This is a genomic window from Streptomyces sp. enrichment culture, assembly GCF_964273145.1.
Lineage (GTDB): Bacteria > Actinomycetota > Actinomycetes > Streptomycetales > Streptomycetaceae > Streptomyces.
The window spans coordinates 4,677,776-4,693,272 of sequence record NZ_OZ186873.1 but is presented as its reverse complement, the minus strand read 5'-3'; the positions used below and the strand labels follow the sequence as shown (position 1 = coordinate 4,693,272).

The 15,497-nt window shown below is 72.5% G+C and carries 13 protein-coding genes; 1 reads left to right on the top strand and 12 read right to left on the bottom strand.

The features are described 5' to 3' along the window. Nucleotides 1-56: 56 nt before the first annotated feature. The 4 genes from ACSU6Z_RS21300 to ACSU6Z_RS21285 form a co-directional block, all read right to left on the bottom strand. Nucleotides 57-1,475: a sugar porter family MFS transporter gene (locus tag ACSU6Z_RS21300; protein WP_437047834.1), complete on the bottom strand. Its 1,419-nt coding sequence runs from the start codon at nt 1,473-1,475 to the stop codon at nt 57-59. 250 nt (nt 1,476-1,725) lie between these two features. Then, nucleotides 1,726-5,295, bottom strand: coding sequence for a chromosome segregation protein SMC (gene smc, locus ACSU6Z_RS21295; RefSeq protein ID WP_437047832.1), 3,570 nt, complete (start codon nt 5,293-5,295; stop codon nt 1,726-1,728). Between the two features lie 232 nt (nt 5,296-5,527). Then, a complete protein-coding gene (locus ACSU6Z_RS21290; protein ID WP_003993245.1) occupies nt 5,528-5,731 on the bottom strand; it encodes a hypothetical protein in 204 nt (67 codons plus the stop codon). A gap of 377 nt (nt 5,732-6,108) precedes the next feature. Further along, entirely contained in the window at nt 6,109-6,390 is a 282-nt protein-coding gene (locus tag ACSU6Z_RS21285) for an acylphosphatase (protein WP_437047830.1), read from the bottom strand. A 173-nt stretch (nt 6,391-6,563) separates the two neighbouring features. On the opposite strand from ACSU6Z_RS21285, the gene ACSU6Z_RS21280 reads away from it, so the two are divergent. Continuing rightward, a complete protein-coding gene (locus ACSU6Z_RS21280) occupies nt 6,564-7,796 on the top strand; it encodes a CAP domain-containing protein (RefSeq protein ID WP_437047828.1) in 1,233 nt (410 codons plus the stop codon). 100 nt (nt 7,797-7,896) lie between these two features. Here ACSU6Z_RS21280 and mutM read toward each other — a convergent pair whose 3' ends face one another. The 8 genes from mutM to recG form a co-directional block, all read right to left on the bottom strand. Beyond that, nucleotides 7,897-8,757 carry a bifunctional DNA-formamidopyrimidine glycosylase/DNA-(apurinic or apyrimidinic site) lyase gene (gene mutM, locus ACSU6Z_RS21275; protein WP_437047826.1) on the bottom strand — a complete coding sequence of 287 codons (861 nt, stop codon included), beginning with the start codon at nt 8,755-8,757 and terminating at the stop codon, nt 7,897-7,899. A 170-nt stretch (nt 8,758-8,927) separates the two neighbouring features. Further along, nucleotides 8,928-9,773: a ribonuclease III gene (gene rnc / locus ACSU6Z_RS21270; RefSeq protein WP_437047825.1), complete on the bottom strand. Its 846-nt coding sequence runs from the start codon at nt 9,771-9,773 to the stop codon at nt 8,928-8,930. Nucleotides 9,774-9,780: 7 nt separating this feature from the next. Further along, complete coding sequence (gene rpmF, locus ACSU6Z_RS21265; RefSeq protein WP_007493396.1) at nt 9,781-9,954, bottom strand: 50S ribosomal protein L32; 174 nt, start codon at nt 9,952-9,954, stop codon at nt 9,781-9,783. A gap of 2 nt (nt 9,955-9,956) precedes the next feature. Continuing rightward, nucleotides 9,957-10,601 carry a YceD family protein gene (locus tag ACSU6Z_RS21260; protein WP_437015922.1) on the bottom strand — a complete coding sequence of 215 codons (645 nt, stop codon included), beginning with the start codon at nt 10,599-10,601 and terminating at the stop codon, nt 9,957-9,959. A 129-nt stretch (nt 10,602-10,730) separates the two neighbouring features. Further along, entirely contained in the window at nt 10,731-11,837 is a 1,107-nt protein-coding gene (locus tag ACSU6Z_RS21255) for an ATP synthase F0 subunit B (RefSeq protein ID WP_437047823.1), read from the bottom strand. Between the two features lie 175 nt (nt 11,838-12,012). Further along, nucleotides 12,013-12,492, bottom strand: a complete 480-nt coding sequence (gene coaD / locus ACSU6Z_RS21250) for a pantetheine-phosphate adenylyltransferase (protein WP_437023013.1) — start codon at nt 12,490-12,492, stop codon at nt 12,013-12,015. Between the two features lie 26 nt (nt 12,493-12,518). Beyond that, nucleotides 12,519-13,106, bottom strand: a complete 588-nt coding sequence (gene rsmD / locus ACSU6Z_RS21245; RefSeq protein WP_437047822.1) for a 16S rRNA (guanine(966)-N(2))-methyltransferase RsmD — start codon at nt 13,104-13,106, stop codon at nt 12,519-12,521. 75 nt (nt 13,107-13,181) lie between these two features. After that, on the bottom strand, nt 13,182-15,422 hold the full coding sequence (recG, locus tag ACSU6Z_RS21240; RefSeq protein ID WP_437047820.1) for an ATP-dependent DNA helicase RecG: 2,241 nt from the start codon (nt 15,420-15,422) through the stop codon (nt 13,182-13,184). Between the last annotated feature and the right edge of the window lie 75 nt (nt 15,423-15,497).

Genomic DNA, 15,497 nt, shown 5'->3' with positions numbered 1-15,497 from the left:
GGCAGCGGGGACTTGGCCCTTCTCCTCGGGTCTTTCGGGTCTGCCGGACGGGCCGGTCAGCCCATCTCCTCCAGAGCCTTGCCCTTCGTCTCCTTCACGAACTTCAGGACGAACGGGATGGAGAGCGCGGCGAAGACCGTGTAGATCACGTAGGTGAAGGAGAGGTTCCACTCGGCCAGCGACGGGAAGCTCGCGGTGATGGCCCAGTTGGCGATCCACTGCGCGGCGGCGGCGACGCCCAGGGCGGCGGCACGGATCTTGTTGGGGAACATCTCGCCGAGCATGACCCAGACGACCACGCCCCACGACAGGGCGAAGAAGAGGACGAACATGTGGGCGGCGATCAGGGCGACCCAGCCCTGGGTCTCCGGCAGCTTGCCGCCGACCAGGTCGAAGGAGAAGGCCCAGGCTTCCAGCGCCAGGCCGATCACCATGCCGACCGAGCCGATGATGGCGAGCGGCCTGCGGCCGATGCGGTCCACGAAGATCATCGCGATCACGGTGCCGACGATGTTGATGATCGACGTCGTGAACGAGTAGAGGAACGAGGCCGACGGGTCGACGCCGACCGACTGCCACAGCGTCGAGGAGTAGTAGAACGCGACGTTGATGCCGACGAACTGCTGGAAGACCGACAGGCCGATACCGATCCAGACGATCGGCTTGAAGAAGAAGGAGCCGCCCAGCAGGTCCTTGAAGGAGGACTTCTCCTCGCGCTTCATGCCGGTCTCGATCTCGGCGACGCGGGCGTCCAGGTCCACGTCCTTGCCCTCGACCTCGACGAGGATCGCGCGGGCGCGGTCGTGCTTGCCGACGGAGATCAGGAAGCGCGGCGACTCGGGTATGGCGAAGGACAGCAGGCCGTAGAGGACGGCCGGGATGACCATGACACCGAGCATGACCTGCCAGGCCTCCAGGCCCAGCAGCTCACCGCGCTGGTCGCCGCCGGCGGCGTTCAGCAGGCCCCAGTTGACCAGCTGCGACACGGCGATGCCGATGACGATCGCGGCCTGCTGGAAGGAGCCGAGCCGGCCGCGGTAGGCGGGCGGGGCGACCTCGGCGATGTAGGCGGGGCCGATCACGGAGGCCATGCCGATGGCGAAACCGCCGATGACGCGCCAGAAGGCGAGATCCCACAGCGCGAACGGCAGGGCGGAGCCGACGGCGCTGACGATGAAGAGGGCCGCGGCGATCTGCATGCAGCGGATGCGGCCGATGCGGTCGGCGATGCGGCCGGCGGTCGCCGCGCCGATGGCGCTGCCGATCAGCGCGATGGCGACGACCTGGGCCAGCGCCGCGGAGCCGACGTCGTAACGGTCCCGGATGGCCTCGACGGCACCGTTGATGACGGAGCTGTCGTAGCCGAAGAGGAAGCCGCCCATCGCGGCCGCCGCCGCGATGAAGATGACGTGCCCGAGATGTTCGGGATGAGCCGTCCTGGCTCCTGTCTTGGGTGCCTGCACTGTGCTGGTCACGTGTACTCCTCGGGCCACCGGCAACGCTGCCGGGGTGGGTAAAGCCCTTCGAGGTGACCTGAAGGTACCTGAAGGTAAAAGCAACGTTGCAGAGACTATGCCTTCAAGTTTCGAAGTCAATAGGCCAACGACTGTGAGTTTTCAGCCACGGCTGTTGACCTTGCATTAAAGAGTTGAACCTCTCAGGGGGGAGGTTTCCAGACACGCAGGTCACGACAGGTCTAGACCTACGGTGGGTCCGGCCGGAGCCTCAGCGGAGCCGCTGCGAGATGACTTTCGACACACCGTCGCCCTGCATGGACACGCCATACAACGCGTCGGCGACCTCCATCGTCCGCTTCTGGTGCGTGATGACGATCAGCTGCGAGGTCTCCCGCAGCTCCCGCATGATCCCGATCAGCCGCTGCAGGTTGGTGTCGTCGAGAGCCGCCTCGACCTCGTCCATGACGTAGAACGGGCTCGGCCGCGCCTTGAAGATCGACACGAGCAGCGCGACGGCGGTCAGCGACCGCTCCCCGCCGGACAGCAGCGACAACCGCTTGACCCTCTTGCCCGGCGGACGCGCCTCGACGTCCACGCCCGTGGCGAGCATGTCGCCGGGGTCGGTCAGCACCAGGCGCCCCTCACCGCCCGGGAAGAGGCGGCCGAACACACCCTCGAACTCGCGGGCGGTGTCCCGGAACGCCTCGCCGAAGACCTGCTCGACCCGCTCGTCGACCTCCCTGACGACCTGGAGCAGGTCGGCGCGGGTCTTCCTCAGGTCCTGGAGCTGCTCACCGAGGAACCGGTGCCGCTCCTCCAGCGCCGCGAACTCCTCCAGGGCCAGCGGATTGACCTTGCCGAGCCGTTGGTGGGCGCGTTCGGCCGCCTTCAGCCGCTTCTCCTGCTCGGCGCGCACGAAGGGCCGGGGCCGGTTGCGCGGATGCTCCGGGTCCTGCGGCAGCTCCTCGCCTTCGGCGGGGGGCGGGGGCGGCACCGGCCGGTCCGGCCCGTACTCGGCGACGAGCCCCGCCGGCTCCACGCCGAGTTCCTCCAGCGCCTTGGTCTCCAGTTGCTCGATCCGCAGCCGTTTCTCGGCGCCGAGCACCTCTCCCCGATGGACCGAATCCGTCAGCTTGTCGAGCTCCGCCTTGAGGTCCCGGCCCTCGGCGCGCGCGGCGGCCAGCTCCCGCTCGCAGCGCGCCTTGGCGGCCTCGGCGGCGGTCCGCTCCCGGTCGGCGCGGGCGAGGGAGACCTCGATGTGCGCCAGCAGCTGCCGGGCACCGGAGGCGACCGCCGCGGCGACGGCGGCCTCGCGGCGCAACCGGGCCCGCCGCCGTTCGGCACGCGCGCGTGCCTCGCGTTCCACGCGGGCGGCCCGGTCCAGCGAATCCGCCCGTCCGGCCAGCGCCTTGACCCGTTCCTCGTGCGTACGGACCTGGAGACGGGCCTCCATCTCGGTCTGGCGGGCGTTGGCCCCGTCGGCGGCGAGCCGGTCGCGCCGCGCGGTGTCGGGCTCTTCCTCGAGGGGTGCCTCCTCGGCGACGGCGAGCCGCCCGGCGAGCTCCTCCACCTGGGCGAGCGCTTCCTCGAGCGCCTCCTGGGCCCGCCGCGCGGCGGCGTCCGACCGCTCCGCCTCGCCGGCGGCGCCCCGCGCCTGCCCGGCGAGGCGCCCCAGCCGCTGGGCCACGGCCGACTTCTCCCGGTCGGCGGCCCGGCGCCGCTCCCCCAGCTCCTCGACGAGCGCGGCGCACTCCCGGCGCCGCTCCTCGGCCGCGCGCTGCGCCTCGGCGAGCTCCTCGCACCGGACGGCCAGCCCTTCGAGCTCGGCGGCGGCCTCGTCCACGGACGCCTGCACCTCGATGAGGCTGGGCGCTCCGGCGGACCCGCCCTGCGCGACGTGCGCGCCCAGCAGGTCGCCCTCGGCGGTGACGGCGGTCAGGCCGGGCCGCGCGCGCACGAGGTCCTCGGCCTCCTCCAGGGTGCCGACGACGACGATCCCGCGCAGCAGCCGCCGCACGGCGGGCATGAGCGCGTCCGGCCCGCGCACGAGACCGGCGGCGTACGGCGGCCCGCCGGCCTCCGTGCCGTCCGGTACGTCGTCCTCCGGTACGTCGCCGGGGGCACCGGCGACCAGCAGGGTGGCCCGGCCCGCGTCCTGAGCGCGCAGCAGGCGCAGGGCGTCGGCGGCGGCGGCCGGGGTGGCCACCGCGAGCGCGTCGGCGGCGGCGCCGAGGGCGGCGGCGAGCGGAACCTCGTAGCCGGGGGACACGGTGAGCAGCTCGGCGGCCGGGCCCAGCAGGCCGGTGAGGCGGTCCCGCGCGGCGAGCAGCGCACCGGTGCCGTCCTTGCGGCGCAGGCCCAGGGCGAGGGCGTCGTGCCGGGCCCGGGTGGCGGCGCGCCGGCGCTCGGCGGCACCGGCCGCCTCGCGGGCCGCGGCCAGCCCGGCCTCCGCCGCGGCCAGCTCGCGCCTGGCCGTCTCGTACCGTTCGGCGAGTGCGGCGTCGCCGGCGTCGAGACCGTCGACCTCGGCCTTGAGCTCCTCGTACTCCTCCTGGGCGGTCACCGCCCGTTCCCGGGCCTCGTCCCGGGCGGCGCCCAGGCGTTCTATCTCGGCCTGGGCGGCGGCGGCGCGCGAGCGGGCGGCGCCGAGCCGGCCCTTCAGCCGGACGAGGCCCTCGCGGCGGTCGGCGAGGGCGCGGGCGGCGTCCTTCAGCCGCTGCTCCTCCCGGGCCAGTTCCCGTTCCAGCTCGGCGCGGTGGGCGACCGTGTCGTCCAGGGCGTGCCGGGCGGCCTCCAGGGCGGCTTCGAGTTCGGCCTCCTGCTCACGGACGCGGGCGGCCTCGCGCTCCAGGTCCTCCGGGTCCCGGCCGTGCCGCTCCTCCGCCGGCGCCGACGTGGCGCTGCGCACGCGCGCGTCGGCCAGCGAGGCGGTGCCGCGCACCCGCTCGGCCAGCTGGGACAGCTCGTACCAGGTCCGCTCGGCGCGTTTCAGGCGCGGGGTGAGCCGGCGGACCTCGTCCTCCAGCCGGGCCTCGCGCCGCAGGGCCCGGTTCAGGTCCTGCTCGGCGGCCTCCTTGCGCTCCTTGAGGGCCGCCTCGTCGGCGATCTCGGCCTGGAGGGCCTCCCTCAGCCGTACGAGGTCGTCGGCGAGCAGGCGCAGCCGGGCGTCGCGCAGTTCGGCCTGGATGACGGCGGCCCTGCGCGCCACCGCCGCCTGGCGGCCGAGCGGCTTGAGCTGTCGGCGCAGCTCCTCCGTCAGGTCCTGCACGCGCGCGAGGTTGGCCTGCATCGCGTCCAGCTTGCGCAGCGCCTTCTCCTTGCGCTTGCGGTGCTTGAGGACGCCGGCGGCCTCCTCGATGAAGGCGCGGCGGGCCATGGGGTCGCCGTGCAGGACGGAGTCGAGCTGGCCCTGGCCGACGATGACGTGCATCTCGCGGCCGATGCCCGAGTCGGAGAGAAGCTCCTGGACGTCGAGGAGGCGGCAGGTGTCGCCGTTGATCTGGTACTCGCTGCCGCCGTTGCGGAACATGATCCGCGTGAGGGTGACCTCGGAGTACTCGATGGGCAGCGCCCCGTCGGAGTTGTCGATGGTCAGCGACACCTCGGCGCGGCCGAGCGGCGGGCGGCCGGTGGTGCCGGCGAAGATGACGTCCTCCATCTTGCCGCCGCGCAGCGATTTGGCGCCCTGCTCCCCCATGACCCAGCTGAGCGCGTCCACGACGTTGGACTTGCCCGAGCCGTTCGGTCCGACGACACACGTGATCCCCGGTTCGAAGCGGAGCGTGGTCGCCGAGGCGAACGACTTGAACCCGCGCAGGGTCAGGGCCTTCAGGTGCACGCCGTCGGACTCTACCCTCCGGGGTCGTCCCGCTTCGCGAACCGGCGGCCTCCCGCGGTTTCACGGATGGAGGCGCAGGGCACATCAGACGTTAAGACACTGAAAGGATGCGCGGGGCAGGGACGCGGGGGCAAGAAAGAAGGGACGCCGAGGCGTCCCTTGCAAATCTGACAACCGAGCGGTTGATACGGGCAGCCCAACCACTGCTTGTGCTGTCGTGAGCAGGCAGTGATCAGGTCAGCGCAGGCTCCGCCTGGTGTGCGTCAACGCTCTCCATGATCCTGTCGTGAGAAGCGGCAGCCGTCAGCGCCTCGTTCTCCGCCTGGATCCGTACGAGCTCGGATTCCAGGTCCTGGACGCGCTGCTGGAGCCGTCGCATCTCGGCGAGGAGTCGAGGGTCGGAGCCGCCGACGTAACCGAGAAGCGCCTTTGCCATGATGGATGGTCCTCCACACTGAGTGACCGACCGAAGCGGTGTGGGTCGTGAGGGTTTTTTGCACCCGTGATGCTTGGCAGGTCTGGAGTTGTGCTGCCGTTCAGCCATGCCAAACAGCTAAGGTGCGCGGGCTTTCAGCGTCTCACCAAAAAGTTTGACGGTCAACACGATCACGCCCTGTAGGGGCGGGCAACCGGGGGCGCGCGGCCGGGAACGGCGGCGCTGCGACTCCTGCGGGGCCCTCAGGGCGTGGCGATCATCTTGTCGCGCGCGGCCCGCGGAGGCAAGCCCTTCTCCGCGGTCACCTGCTCGTTCTCCTGCCGGGCGGCCGCCGGGGGCGGACCCGGTGGCCGCCCGCGGGACGTCCCGGGCCGGGATCAGCGGACGGCGAAGCCGTCGTAGCCGCCGCGGGGTGTGTCCCACATCTCCGTGACGCCGTCCACGCGCCCGGGCGTGTCGTCACCGCGGAGCCAGTCCAGGAGGACTTCGCAGCGCTCCCGGGGGCCCTCCGCGACCACCTGGACCCGCCCGTCGTCCAAATTGAGAGCAAAACCACTCAGGCCGCCGAGCTCCAGGGCCCGCGCCCGCGTGAACCAGCGGAAACCCACACCTTGGACGTGTCCTCGCACCCAGGCGACCAGCCGTACATCCTCGCTCATGGGTGCAACCTAACCGGCCGATCTCTCCGCGGGCACATCGTCCCCACGCGTCATGCGGTACCGTCCCGACCCGATGCATCTCATACGAAACTCACCCGTTCGTGTGAGTTTCACAGTGATCACACAGTGATCGCGAGGATGAGTCGACCGCGAGGACGAGGGAAGGCCAGGACATGGGACGCCATCGACGCTCCGCCGCCGGCCGCGCCGCGGGGGCCGGGCACACCGACGGCCCCTCCGCACAGGGGTACGACCCGCTGAACTCGACTCCGGCGGACCGCCCCGCCACGGGGACCGCGCCCCGTCCGGACCCCGACGCGTACGCCGAGGTCCGCGCGAGGAGCGACGCGTACCTCTTCGGGACGGACGACGCGGAGGACGGCGCGCTCGCCGGCGGCTCCGGACGGGCCGGCACCGGTCCCGTCCCGCACCCGGGCGACGGCCCCGACGGTTCCGGTGGTTTCACGCCCGACCCCGGCACACGGCGTGCGGGGACCCTCCGGCGCCGGAGGAAGGGCGCGGCGCCGGTCCGCACGGGCCTGCTCGGCGTCTCCGCCGCCGTCGCCATCGGCGCGGTCGCCGTCACCTCGGGCGCGGTGCCCGGGCTCGACAACTACCGGCTCGGCGGCGGCACCGCCGACAAGGCGCGGTCCGCCGGCATCCCGGCCAACACCCCCGCCGAGCAGGGCGGCACCTTGGGCAGTGCCGAGGGCGGGGGCGGCACGGCCACGAGCCCCGGCACCGGTGGCTCCGGTTCCCCTTCCTCGCCCGCCGCGTCCCCGTCCGCCACGCCCTCCTCCACCCCGTCCGCCTCGCCCTCCTCCACCCCCTCCGCGGCGCCGTCCGGGACGCCGACGCGGTCCGCCGGGCCGGACGGGTCGCAGGCGGCGAAGGAGTCGGCGGAGCCGGACGAACCGGCGGCCCCCCGGAAGCCGACGGCCTCCGCCGGCGGGAAGACGGACCCGGCGCCCGCCCGCACGGCCACACGGGAGCCGGAGCGGTCCAGCGCCCCCGTGACGGTGTCCCGGGAAGCCGCCGCCGAGGCGGAGGTGCTCCGGCTCGTCAACCAGGAGCGGGCCAAGGTGGGCTGCAGCCCCCTCGCGGCGAACAGCGCCCTCGCCGACCTGGCCGGGGACTTCAGCGACGCCATGGCCGAACAGGGCTTCTTCGACCACACCGACCCCGGTGGCGCGACCCCCTGGGACCGGGCCGAGAGGGCCGGGATAAGCAATCTCGGCGGCGAGAACATAGCCCGGGGCCAGGCCGACGCGCAGGCCGTCATGGAGTCCTGGATGAACAGCTCCGGCCACCGTGCCAACATCCTGAACTGCGACTTCGCGACGCTGGGGGTCGGTGTGCACTTCGGGTCGGGCGGCCCGTGGTGGACGCAGGACTTCGGCTACTGAGGCCGCGCGAGCCCCGCGTCCGGTGTCCCTTCCCCGCGCTTCCCCCGCGCTTCCCCCGCGCTTCGGCCGGATCGGGGGCCGGCGCCGGGCCGGTGGCGCCTTACGGCGTGACGCGGGGCGCCCGCTGGCACTTCGGGCAGTAGTAGCTGGAGCGGTTCATCCAGGGGCGCCGTCGCATCGGGGTGGCGCAGCGGCGGCAGGGCAGGCCCTCGCGGCCGTACGCGTCGAGCGAGCGGTCGAAGTAGCCGGACTCGCCGTTGACGTTGACGTACAGGCTGTCGAAGCTGGTGCCGCCGACCGCGAGGGCCGCGTTCATGACGTCCCGGATGTGGCCGAGGAGCTGGAGCGTGCGGGGGCGGGTGAGGCCGGCCGTCGGGCGTTCGTAGTGGAGGCGGGAGCGCCACAGGGCCTCGTCGGCGTAGATGTTGCCGACGCCGCTGATCAGGGTCTGGTCGAGCAGGGCCCGTTTGATCGTGGTGCGCTTGCGGCGCAGCGCCCGGTGGAAGGCCTCGTCGTCGAAGAGCGGGTCCAGCGGATCGCGGGCGATGTGCCCGATGACGTCGGGCAGCCCGTCGGGGGTGGTGTCGTGCAGCGACAGGCCACCGAAGGTGCGCTGGTCGACGAAGCGCAGTTCGGTGCCCAGGCCGTCGGCGAAGCGGACGCGGACGCGCAGGTGCTTCTCGTCCGGCGCCGTGTGCGGCTGGACCAGCAGCTGGCCGCTCATGCCGAGGTGGGCGAGGATCGCCTGGCCGGTGTCCTCCAGGGGCAGCCACAGGTACTTGCCGCGGCGGCTGGGGGTGCCGATGCGGTGGCCCTTCAGGCGGTGGGCGAAGTCGTCGGCGCCGGCGGCGTGGCGGCGTATCGCGCGCGGGTGCAGCACCTCGGCGTCGGCGACGGGGCGGTGGGCGACCCACCGCTCCAGGCCGCGCCGGACGACCTCGACCTCGGGCAACTCGGGCATGTGCTCCCCTGTCCATACGTATGTGGCCCGAACATACCTGTCCGGTCCGGCGCACGGCCCGGGCCCACCGCTGCCGGATCGTCTTGAGGCTCGCGGCGGGAGCCGGGCCGCCGCAAGGACCGAGCGCCCGCCCCCCGGGGAGGGGACGGGCGCTCGGTCAGGGCTCGACGTCAGGCGGAGGCCACCGAGGTGTCGGCGCCGTCCTGGACGACGGCTTCGGCGGCCGTCGCCCCGCCGCGTTCGTCCGCCGCGGCCCGGATGGACCGCCACGCGGACTCGGCGGCCTGCTGCTCCGCCTCCTTCTTGCTGCGGCCGGTGCCGGTGCCGTACGAGACGCCTCCGACGCGGGCGGCAGCAGTGAAGGTCTTCTCGTGATCGGGGCCGGTCTCCGTGACCAGGTACTCGGGCACGCCGAGTCCTTCGGTCGCGGTGAGCTCCTGGAGGCTGGTCTTCCAGTCCAGGCCGGCTCCGAGGTTGGAGGACTTCTCGATCAGGGGGTCGAACAGGCGGTGCACCAGTTCGGACGCCGCGTCGAGGCCTTGGTCGAGGTAGACCGCGCCGATCACCGCTTCGAGGGTGTCGGCGAGGATGGACGCCTTGTCCCGGCCGCCCGTGCCCTCTTCACCGCGGCCGAGCCGGATGAAGGAGCCGAGGTCGAGCGAACGTCCCACCTCTGCCAGCGCGCGCGAGTTGACCACCGCGGCCCGCAACTTGGCCAGCTGGCCTTCGGGCAGGTCGGGGTGGGTGCGGTACAGCGTGTCGGTGACGACGAGGCCGAGGACGGAGTCCCCGAGGAACTCCAGCCGCTCGTTCGTCGGCAGACCGCCGTTCTCGTACGCGTAGGAACGGTGGGTCAGTGCTCGCACCAGAAGGGCGGACTCGACCTGGTAGCCGAGCCGCCCTTCCAGAAGCGTGTGGGACGAGGCCTGGTTGTCCCCCGGGCCGCTCCCGCGTCGGCGGGAACTGCCGGCTTCGGCGTCTTCCGCCTTCTTGGCAGTGGACACAGTGCCTCTCACCAGCCGCTCAGACCTCGAGGACCTGGCGCTTGTTGTAGGTGCCGCACGACGGGCACGCGATGTGCTGCAGCTTGGGCTCGTGGCAGCGCTCGCACGCAACCAGGGTGGGGACCGCAGCCTTCCACTGCGACCGGCGGTGGCGCGTGTTGCTGCGCGACATCTTCCGCTTCGGAACAGCCACGGCTACTTCTCCTGCTTCTCGTCGACGCCCGCTTCGGCGCCGCTCTTGTCGTCCTTATCGCCGGGTTCGAGTGAATCGGCGAGTCCCTGCAGTGCCGCCCACCGGATGTCGACGGCGTCATGGTGGTGGTCCGGGTCGTCCGCCAGCCGTGCCCCGCACTCGGCGCACAGACCGGGGCAGTCTTCCCGGCACACCGGCTGCATCGGCAGTGCGAGCACCACCGCATCACGCAGCACGGTTTCGAGGTCGATCAGACCGTCCTCGACAAAGAGCCTGTCCTCGTCGTCCTCGGCGTCGTCGCCGGGTTCCGCAACGGGGCGGCCCCGGTCGTCGGCGTCAGGGTACGAGAACATCTCCTGGAAGTCCGCTTCGAGCTCCAGCTCGACCGGCTCCAGACACCTTACGCACTCTCCCTCGGCCGTTGCACGGGCGGTGCCTGTGACGAGCACACCCTCCATGACCGACTCGAGGCGGAGTTCGAGCTCCACCGGGGCGCCTTCCGGCACCCCGACGACTCCCTGGATACCGAGGTCCCGGGGAGCGTCGACCGTGCGGGTCAGGCGCTGCAGCGCACCGGGCCGCCGCCCCAGCTCGTGAGTGTCGAACACGAGAGGGTTGCGGTGGTCGAGGCGGGCGTTCAGGGCCATTCCTGCTTTCGGTCTTCGTCGAGCTCGGGGGACGCCGCCCTGCGGTGTCCCCGGGCAGCGCTGATCGCGGACGTATACGCGACCGAAGAGCCAGGATACTGGACCTTTCGCTCCCAGCCCAATCCGCGGTCAGCGCCCTTGTCCGTACCGCTCCTCGTACTGGCGCAGCTGCTCTGCACTGATCATGCTCGTGTCGAAGAGGCTGGTCTCGTCCAGGGCGTATCCCTGGTGGCTTCCCTGGTGGCCCGCTCCGGGGTCCCCCTGGTGTGCTCCCCGAGGGCCCTCCTGGGCGCCGTGCTGGGCCTCGTAGCCCTCCGCCGGGGCGTAGCCGGCGGAGGTGGCGTACGGGTCGGCCTGCTGGTAGCCGTAGGGGTCCTGCCCCCCGTACTGCTGCTGGTAGCCGTACGGGTCGGCCTGGGGCGGCTGCTGGTAGGCGTAGGCCTCCTGGGTGCCGTACGAGGGCTGGGCCGGCACCACCGGAGGTGCCGCCGGGGGCTGGGGCGGGGCGGCGGGCCCGGCGGCGAGGGCCGCCAGGTCGGCGAGGTAGTCGGCGTCGCTGGAGTGCTGGACGGTGGTGGTGTCGTCGGCGAGGGCACCGAGGTCGTCGCTGGCGATGCGGCCGTGCAGCTTCTCCCGGCCGCGGCCGACCGCCTCCAGCGTCTTGGCGAGGACGGCCTCGAAGGCGCCCAGCTTGGCGTCGACGTAGGCGTCGGCGTCGCGGCGCAGGGTCTCCGGGTCGTGGCTGCGCTCGGGGGCGTCCTCGTCCTCGTAGCCGTTCTGGTCGAGGCCGGGTCCGGTGCCGAGCAGCTTCTCCCGGCCGCGGCCGACGGAGCCGAGGGTCTTGGTGAGGACGACCTCGAAGTTGGCGAGCTTGGAGTCGACGTACTCGTCGGCCTCGGCGCGGATCTCCTCGGCCTCCTGGCGGGCCTCGGCGAGGATCCGGTCGGCCTCGGCCTGGGAGCGGCGGGCGATCTCGGTGCCGGAGATCAGGGAGCCGCGTTCGGCGTGTGCGCTCTCGATGATCCGCTCGGCCTCCTGGCGGGCCTGCGCGACCAGCTGCTCGCGGTCGCCGATCAGCTCCTGCGCCTGGGCGAGGGAGTCGGGCAGAGCCGCGCGCACCTCTTCCAGCATCGAGAGCAGTTCGGCGCGGTTGACCACGCACGAGGCCGACATGGGCATGCCCCGGGCCCCGGAGACCATGGTGACGATCTCGTCGAGCTTCTTCTGCACGTCCACCTGTGCTCGCCACTCTCTACAGCTGTGTTGGAGACGGACGGGACGACTGTACGGCCCCGGGGCGGCCGGGGGACACCGGGTGACGGATGGTCAGGCCGATGGCGGGCGCACGACGGGCGCACGACGGCCCCGCGGCGGGCCCGCGGGTGGGCGACGGCACCCGGCCCGGTCGCGCTCAGTCCTTGCGCAGGCGCTCGGTCAGTGCCCCGAGGACCGCCTCGGGCACCAGGTGGGAGACGTCGCCGCCCCAGGTGGCGACCTCCTTGACCAGGGAGGACGACAGGAAGCTGTAGGTGGGGTTGGTGGGGATGAAGAGGGTCTCCACGCCCGAGAGGCCGTTGTTCATCTGGGCCATCTGCAGTTCGTAGTCGAAGTCGCTGACCGCGCGCAGGCCCTTGACGATGGCGGGGATGTCGCGCTGCTTGCAGAAGTCGACGAGCAGGCCGTGGAAGGACTCGACACGGACGTTGCCGTACTCGGCCGTGACCTGGCGGATGAGGTCGATCCGCTCCTCGATCGCGAAGAGCCCCTTCTTGGACTTGTTGATCATCACCGCGACGTAGACCTCGTCGTACAGCCTGGACGCGCGGGCGATGATGTCGAGGTGTCCGTTGGTGATCGGGTCGAACGACCCGGGACAGACGGCGCGGCGCACTTGTGATCCCTCGCTCTCCGGTCCGGTCATCGTGCGTCTTCGCACGTAGAGGCGGCGCGACCGTACCAAAACGTTCCCTCGCCGTAGCGACGGGACCGGAGCGCCTCGAAGCCGTCCGGCCACCGGAATTCACCGCCCCTGGTGCCGCGCTCCACAGTGACGAGGGCTTCTGCCGCGAGCCAGCCCTCCGTGCGGAGTGTGAGCAGAATCTCCCGGAGATCGTCGTCCGAGACGGCGTACGGCGGGTCCAGGAAGACCAGGTCGTACGGCCGGGCCGGGGGCACCGTGCGGATGATTTGCTCCGCTTTGCCCTGCCTGACCTCGGCGCCGGGCAGTCCGAGGGCCTTCACGTTCTCCCGGACCGTGCGGGCGGCGCGGGCGTCGGCCTCGACGAGCAGGGTGTGACCCGCGCCCCGGGACAGCGCCTCCAGGCCGACGGCGCCGGAACCCGCGTACAGGTCGAGGACCCGCTCGCCGTCCAGGGGGCCGCCGAGCAGGGACTGCCAGGTGGAGAAGAGGCCCTCACGCGCGCGGTCGGAGGTGGGGCGGGTGCCGCTCCCGGGCGGAACGGCCAGGCGACGTCCGCCGGCCACGCCGGCGATCACGCGGGTCATCTGGGGTCCTTGTGAGTAGTGCGGTCAGGGGTCCAGTCTGGCAGGTGGGGGCGGCACCGGGCCGCGGCGCCGCCCTCAGCCCTTCTCCAGGTACTGCTCCCTCTCGGCGTCCAGCAGGGCGTCCAGGGCGGTGCGCAGTCCCGGCAGGTGCTCCAGGCCGGGGTCGGCCGCCACGATCGCCGCGGCCTCCCTGCGTGCCTCGGCGATGACCTCCTCGTCCTCGATGACGGCGAGGACGCGCAGGGAGGAGCGGGCGCCGGACTGGGCCTGGCCGAGTACGTCGCCCTCGCGGCGCTGTTCCAGGTCGATGCGGGACAGCTCGAAGCCGTCGAGGGTGGCGGCGACCGCGTTCAGCCGCTGCCGGGCGGCGCTGGCCTCGGGCATCTCGGTGACCAGCAGGCACAGGCCGGGCGCCGCGCCGCGGCCGACGCGGCCCCGGAGCTGGTGGAGCTGGGAGACGCCGAAGCGGTCGGCGTCCATGACCACCATCACGGTGGCGTTGGGGACGTTGACGCCGACCTCGATGACGGTGGTGGCCACCAGCACGTCGACCTCCCCCGCGGCGAAGCGGCGCATGACCGCGTCCTTGTCGTCGGGCTGCATGCGGCCGTGCAGGACCTCCACCCGCAGGCCCTTGAGGGGGCCCCGGGCGAGCTCTTCGGCGACTTCCAGGACGGCGAGCGGCGGACGCTTGCCGGCCTCGCCCTCGGAAGGGTCCTTCCCGCCGGCCCCCTTGGCGCCGGCGGCCTCCTCGGCGTCGTCCCCGATGCGCGGGCAGACGACGTACGCCTGGTGGCCGCCCGCCACCTCCTCGCGCACCCGCTCCCAGGCCCGCGCCAGGAAGTGCGGCTTGTCCGCGGCCGGGACGACATGGCTCGCGATGGGCGAGCGGCCCGCCGGGAGCTGGTCGAGGACGGAGGTCTCCAGGTCGCCGAAGACGGTCATGGCGACCGTGCGCGGGATGGGCGTGGCGGTCATGACGAGCAGGTGCGGCGGCTGCTTCCCCTTGCCGCGCAGGGCGTCGCGCTGCTCCACGCCGAAGCGGTGCTGTTCGTCGACGACGACGAGGCCGAGGTCGTGGAACTGCACCTTGTCCTCGATGAGCGCGTGGGTGCCGATGACGATGCCGGCCTCGCCGGTGGCCAGGTCGAGCAGGGCCTGTCGGCGGGCGGCGGCGCCCATGGAGCCGGTCAGCAGCACCACCTTGGTGCCGTGCTCCGCCCCGCCGAGCATGCCGCCCTCGGCGAGCTCCCCCATCATCTCGACGACCGAGCGGTGGTGCTGCTGGGCGAGCACCTCGGTGGGCGCCAGCATCGCCGCCTGCCCGCCCGCGTCGACGACGGCGAGCATGGCGCGCAGGGCCACCAGGGTCTTGCCGCTGCCGACCTCGCCCTGGAGCAGCCGGTGCATCGGGTGCTCGGTCGCCAGGTCCGCGAAGATCTCCCGGGAGACCTTCTGCTGGCCCTCGGTGAGGGTGAAGGGGAGGCGGGCGTCGAAGGCCGCGAGCAGGCCGTCGGGCGCGGGTCTGCGGGCGACGGCGGGAAGCTGGGCGTCGGCGTGACGGCGGCGGGCGAGGGCGACCTGGAGGACGAAGGCCTCGTCCCACTTCAGCCGGGCGCGGGCGTCGGCGATGTCCGCCTTGGTGTGCGGGCGGTGGATCTTGAGCAGGGCCTCGGGGAGGGGGACCAGGCCGCGGCCCTCGCGCAGGGACTCGGGGAGGGGGTCGACGGCCTCCCGGGCGCTGGGCAGCACCGTCTGGACCGCCTTGCCGATCTTCCAGGACTCCAGTTTGGCGGTGGCCGGGTAGATGGGGATGAGGGCACCGGCCCAGCTCTCGACCGACTCCGTCGCGCCGTCCACGTCGTCACTGCGCAGCAACTCGTAGGCCGGATGGGCCAGTTGAAGACGCCGGTTGAAGACCGACACCTTGCCGGCGAACATCGCGCGGGTGCCCGGCAGGAGTTCCTTGTGGGGTTTGTGCACACCGTTGCCGAAGAAGACCAGCTGGAGCCGGCCGCTGCCGTCCGTGATGGTCACCTCCAGCCGCTGCCCCTTGCCGCGCGGGGCCCTCGGCGAGGCGAAGGTGTGCAGGCGGGCGTCGGCGACCTGGGCGACCACCGTGACGTGCTCGTCCATGGGGAGGTCGGCGAGGTGGGTGAGCTGTCCGCGCTCCTCGTAGCGGCGCGGGTAGTGGTGGAGGAGGTCGCCGACGGTGTGCAGGCCGAGATGCTCGGCCATCACCTTCGCGGTGGCGGGGCCGAGCACCGACTTCAGGGGCTGTTGCAGTGGTTCTCGCAGTGCGGGCACGAGATCCATTGCACACCACGCCACTGACAACGCCGCGCAGGTGCCCGGCAGTGCCCGGCGGGGCGGACGGCTCGGGCGGAGCGC

Coding starts and splice junctions, on each gene's coding strand:
- ACSU6Z_RS21290 (WP_003993245.1), bottom strand. CDS start 5,731: ATGGCAAAGGCGCTTCTCGGTTACGTCGGCGGCTCCGACCCTCGACTC.
- ACSU6Z_RS21285 (WP_437047830.1), bottom strand. CDS start 6,390: ATGAGCGAGGATGTACGGCTGGTCGCCTGGGTGCGAGGACACGTCCAA.
- ACSU6Z_RS21280 (WP_437047828.1), top strand. CDS start 6,564: ATGGGACGCCATCGACGCTCCGCCGCCGGCCGCGCCGCGGGGGCCGGG.
- mutM (WP_437047826.1), bottom strand. CDS start 8,757: ATGCCCGAGTTGCCCGAGGTCGAGGTCGTCCGGCGCGGCCTGGAGCGG.
- ACSU6Z_RS21260 (WP_437015922.1), bottom strand. CDS start 10,601: ATGGCCCTGAACGCCCGCCTCGACCACCGCAACCCTCTCGTGTTCGAC.
- rsmD (WP_437047822.1), bottom strand. CDS start 13,106: ATGACCCGCGTGATCGCCGGCGTGGCCGGCGGACGTCGCCTGGCCGTT.
- recG (WP_437047820.1), bottom strand. CDS start 15,422: ATGGATCTCGTGCCCGCACTGCGAGAACCACTGCAACAGCCCCTGAAG.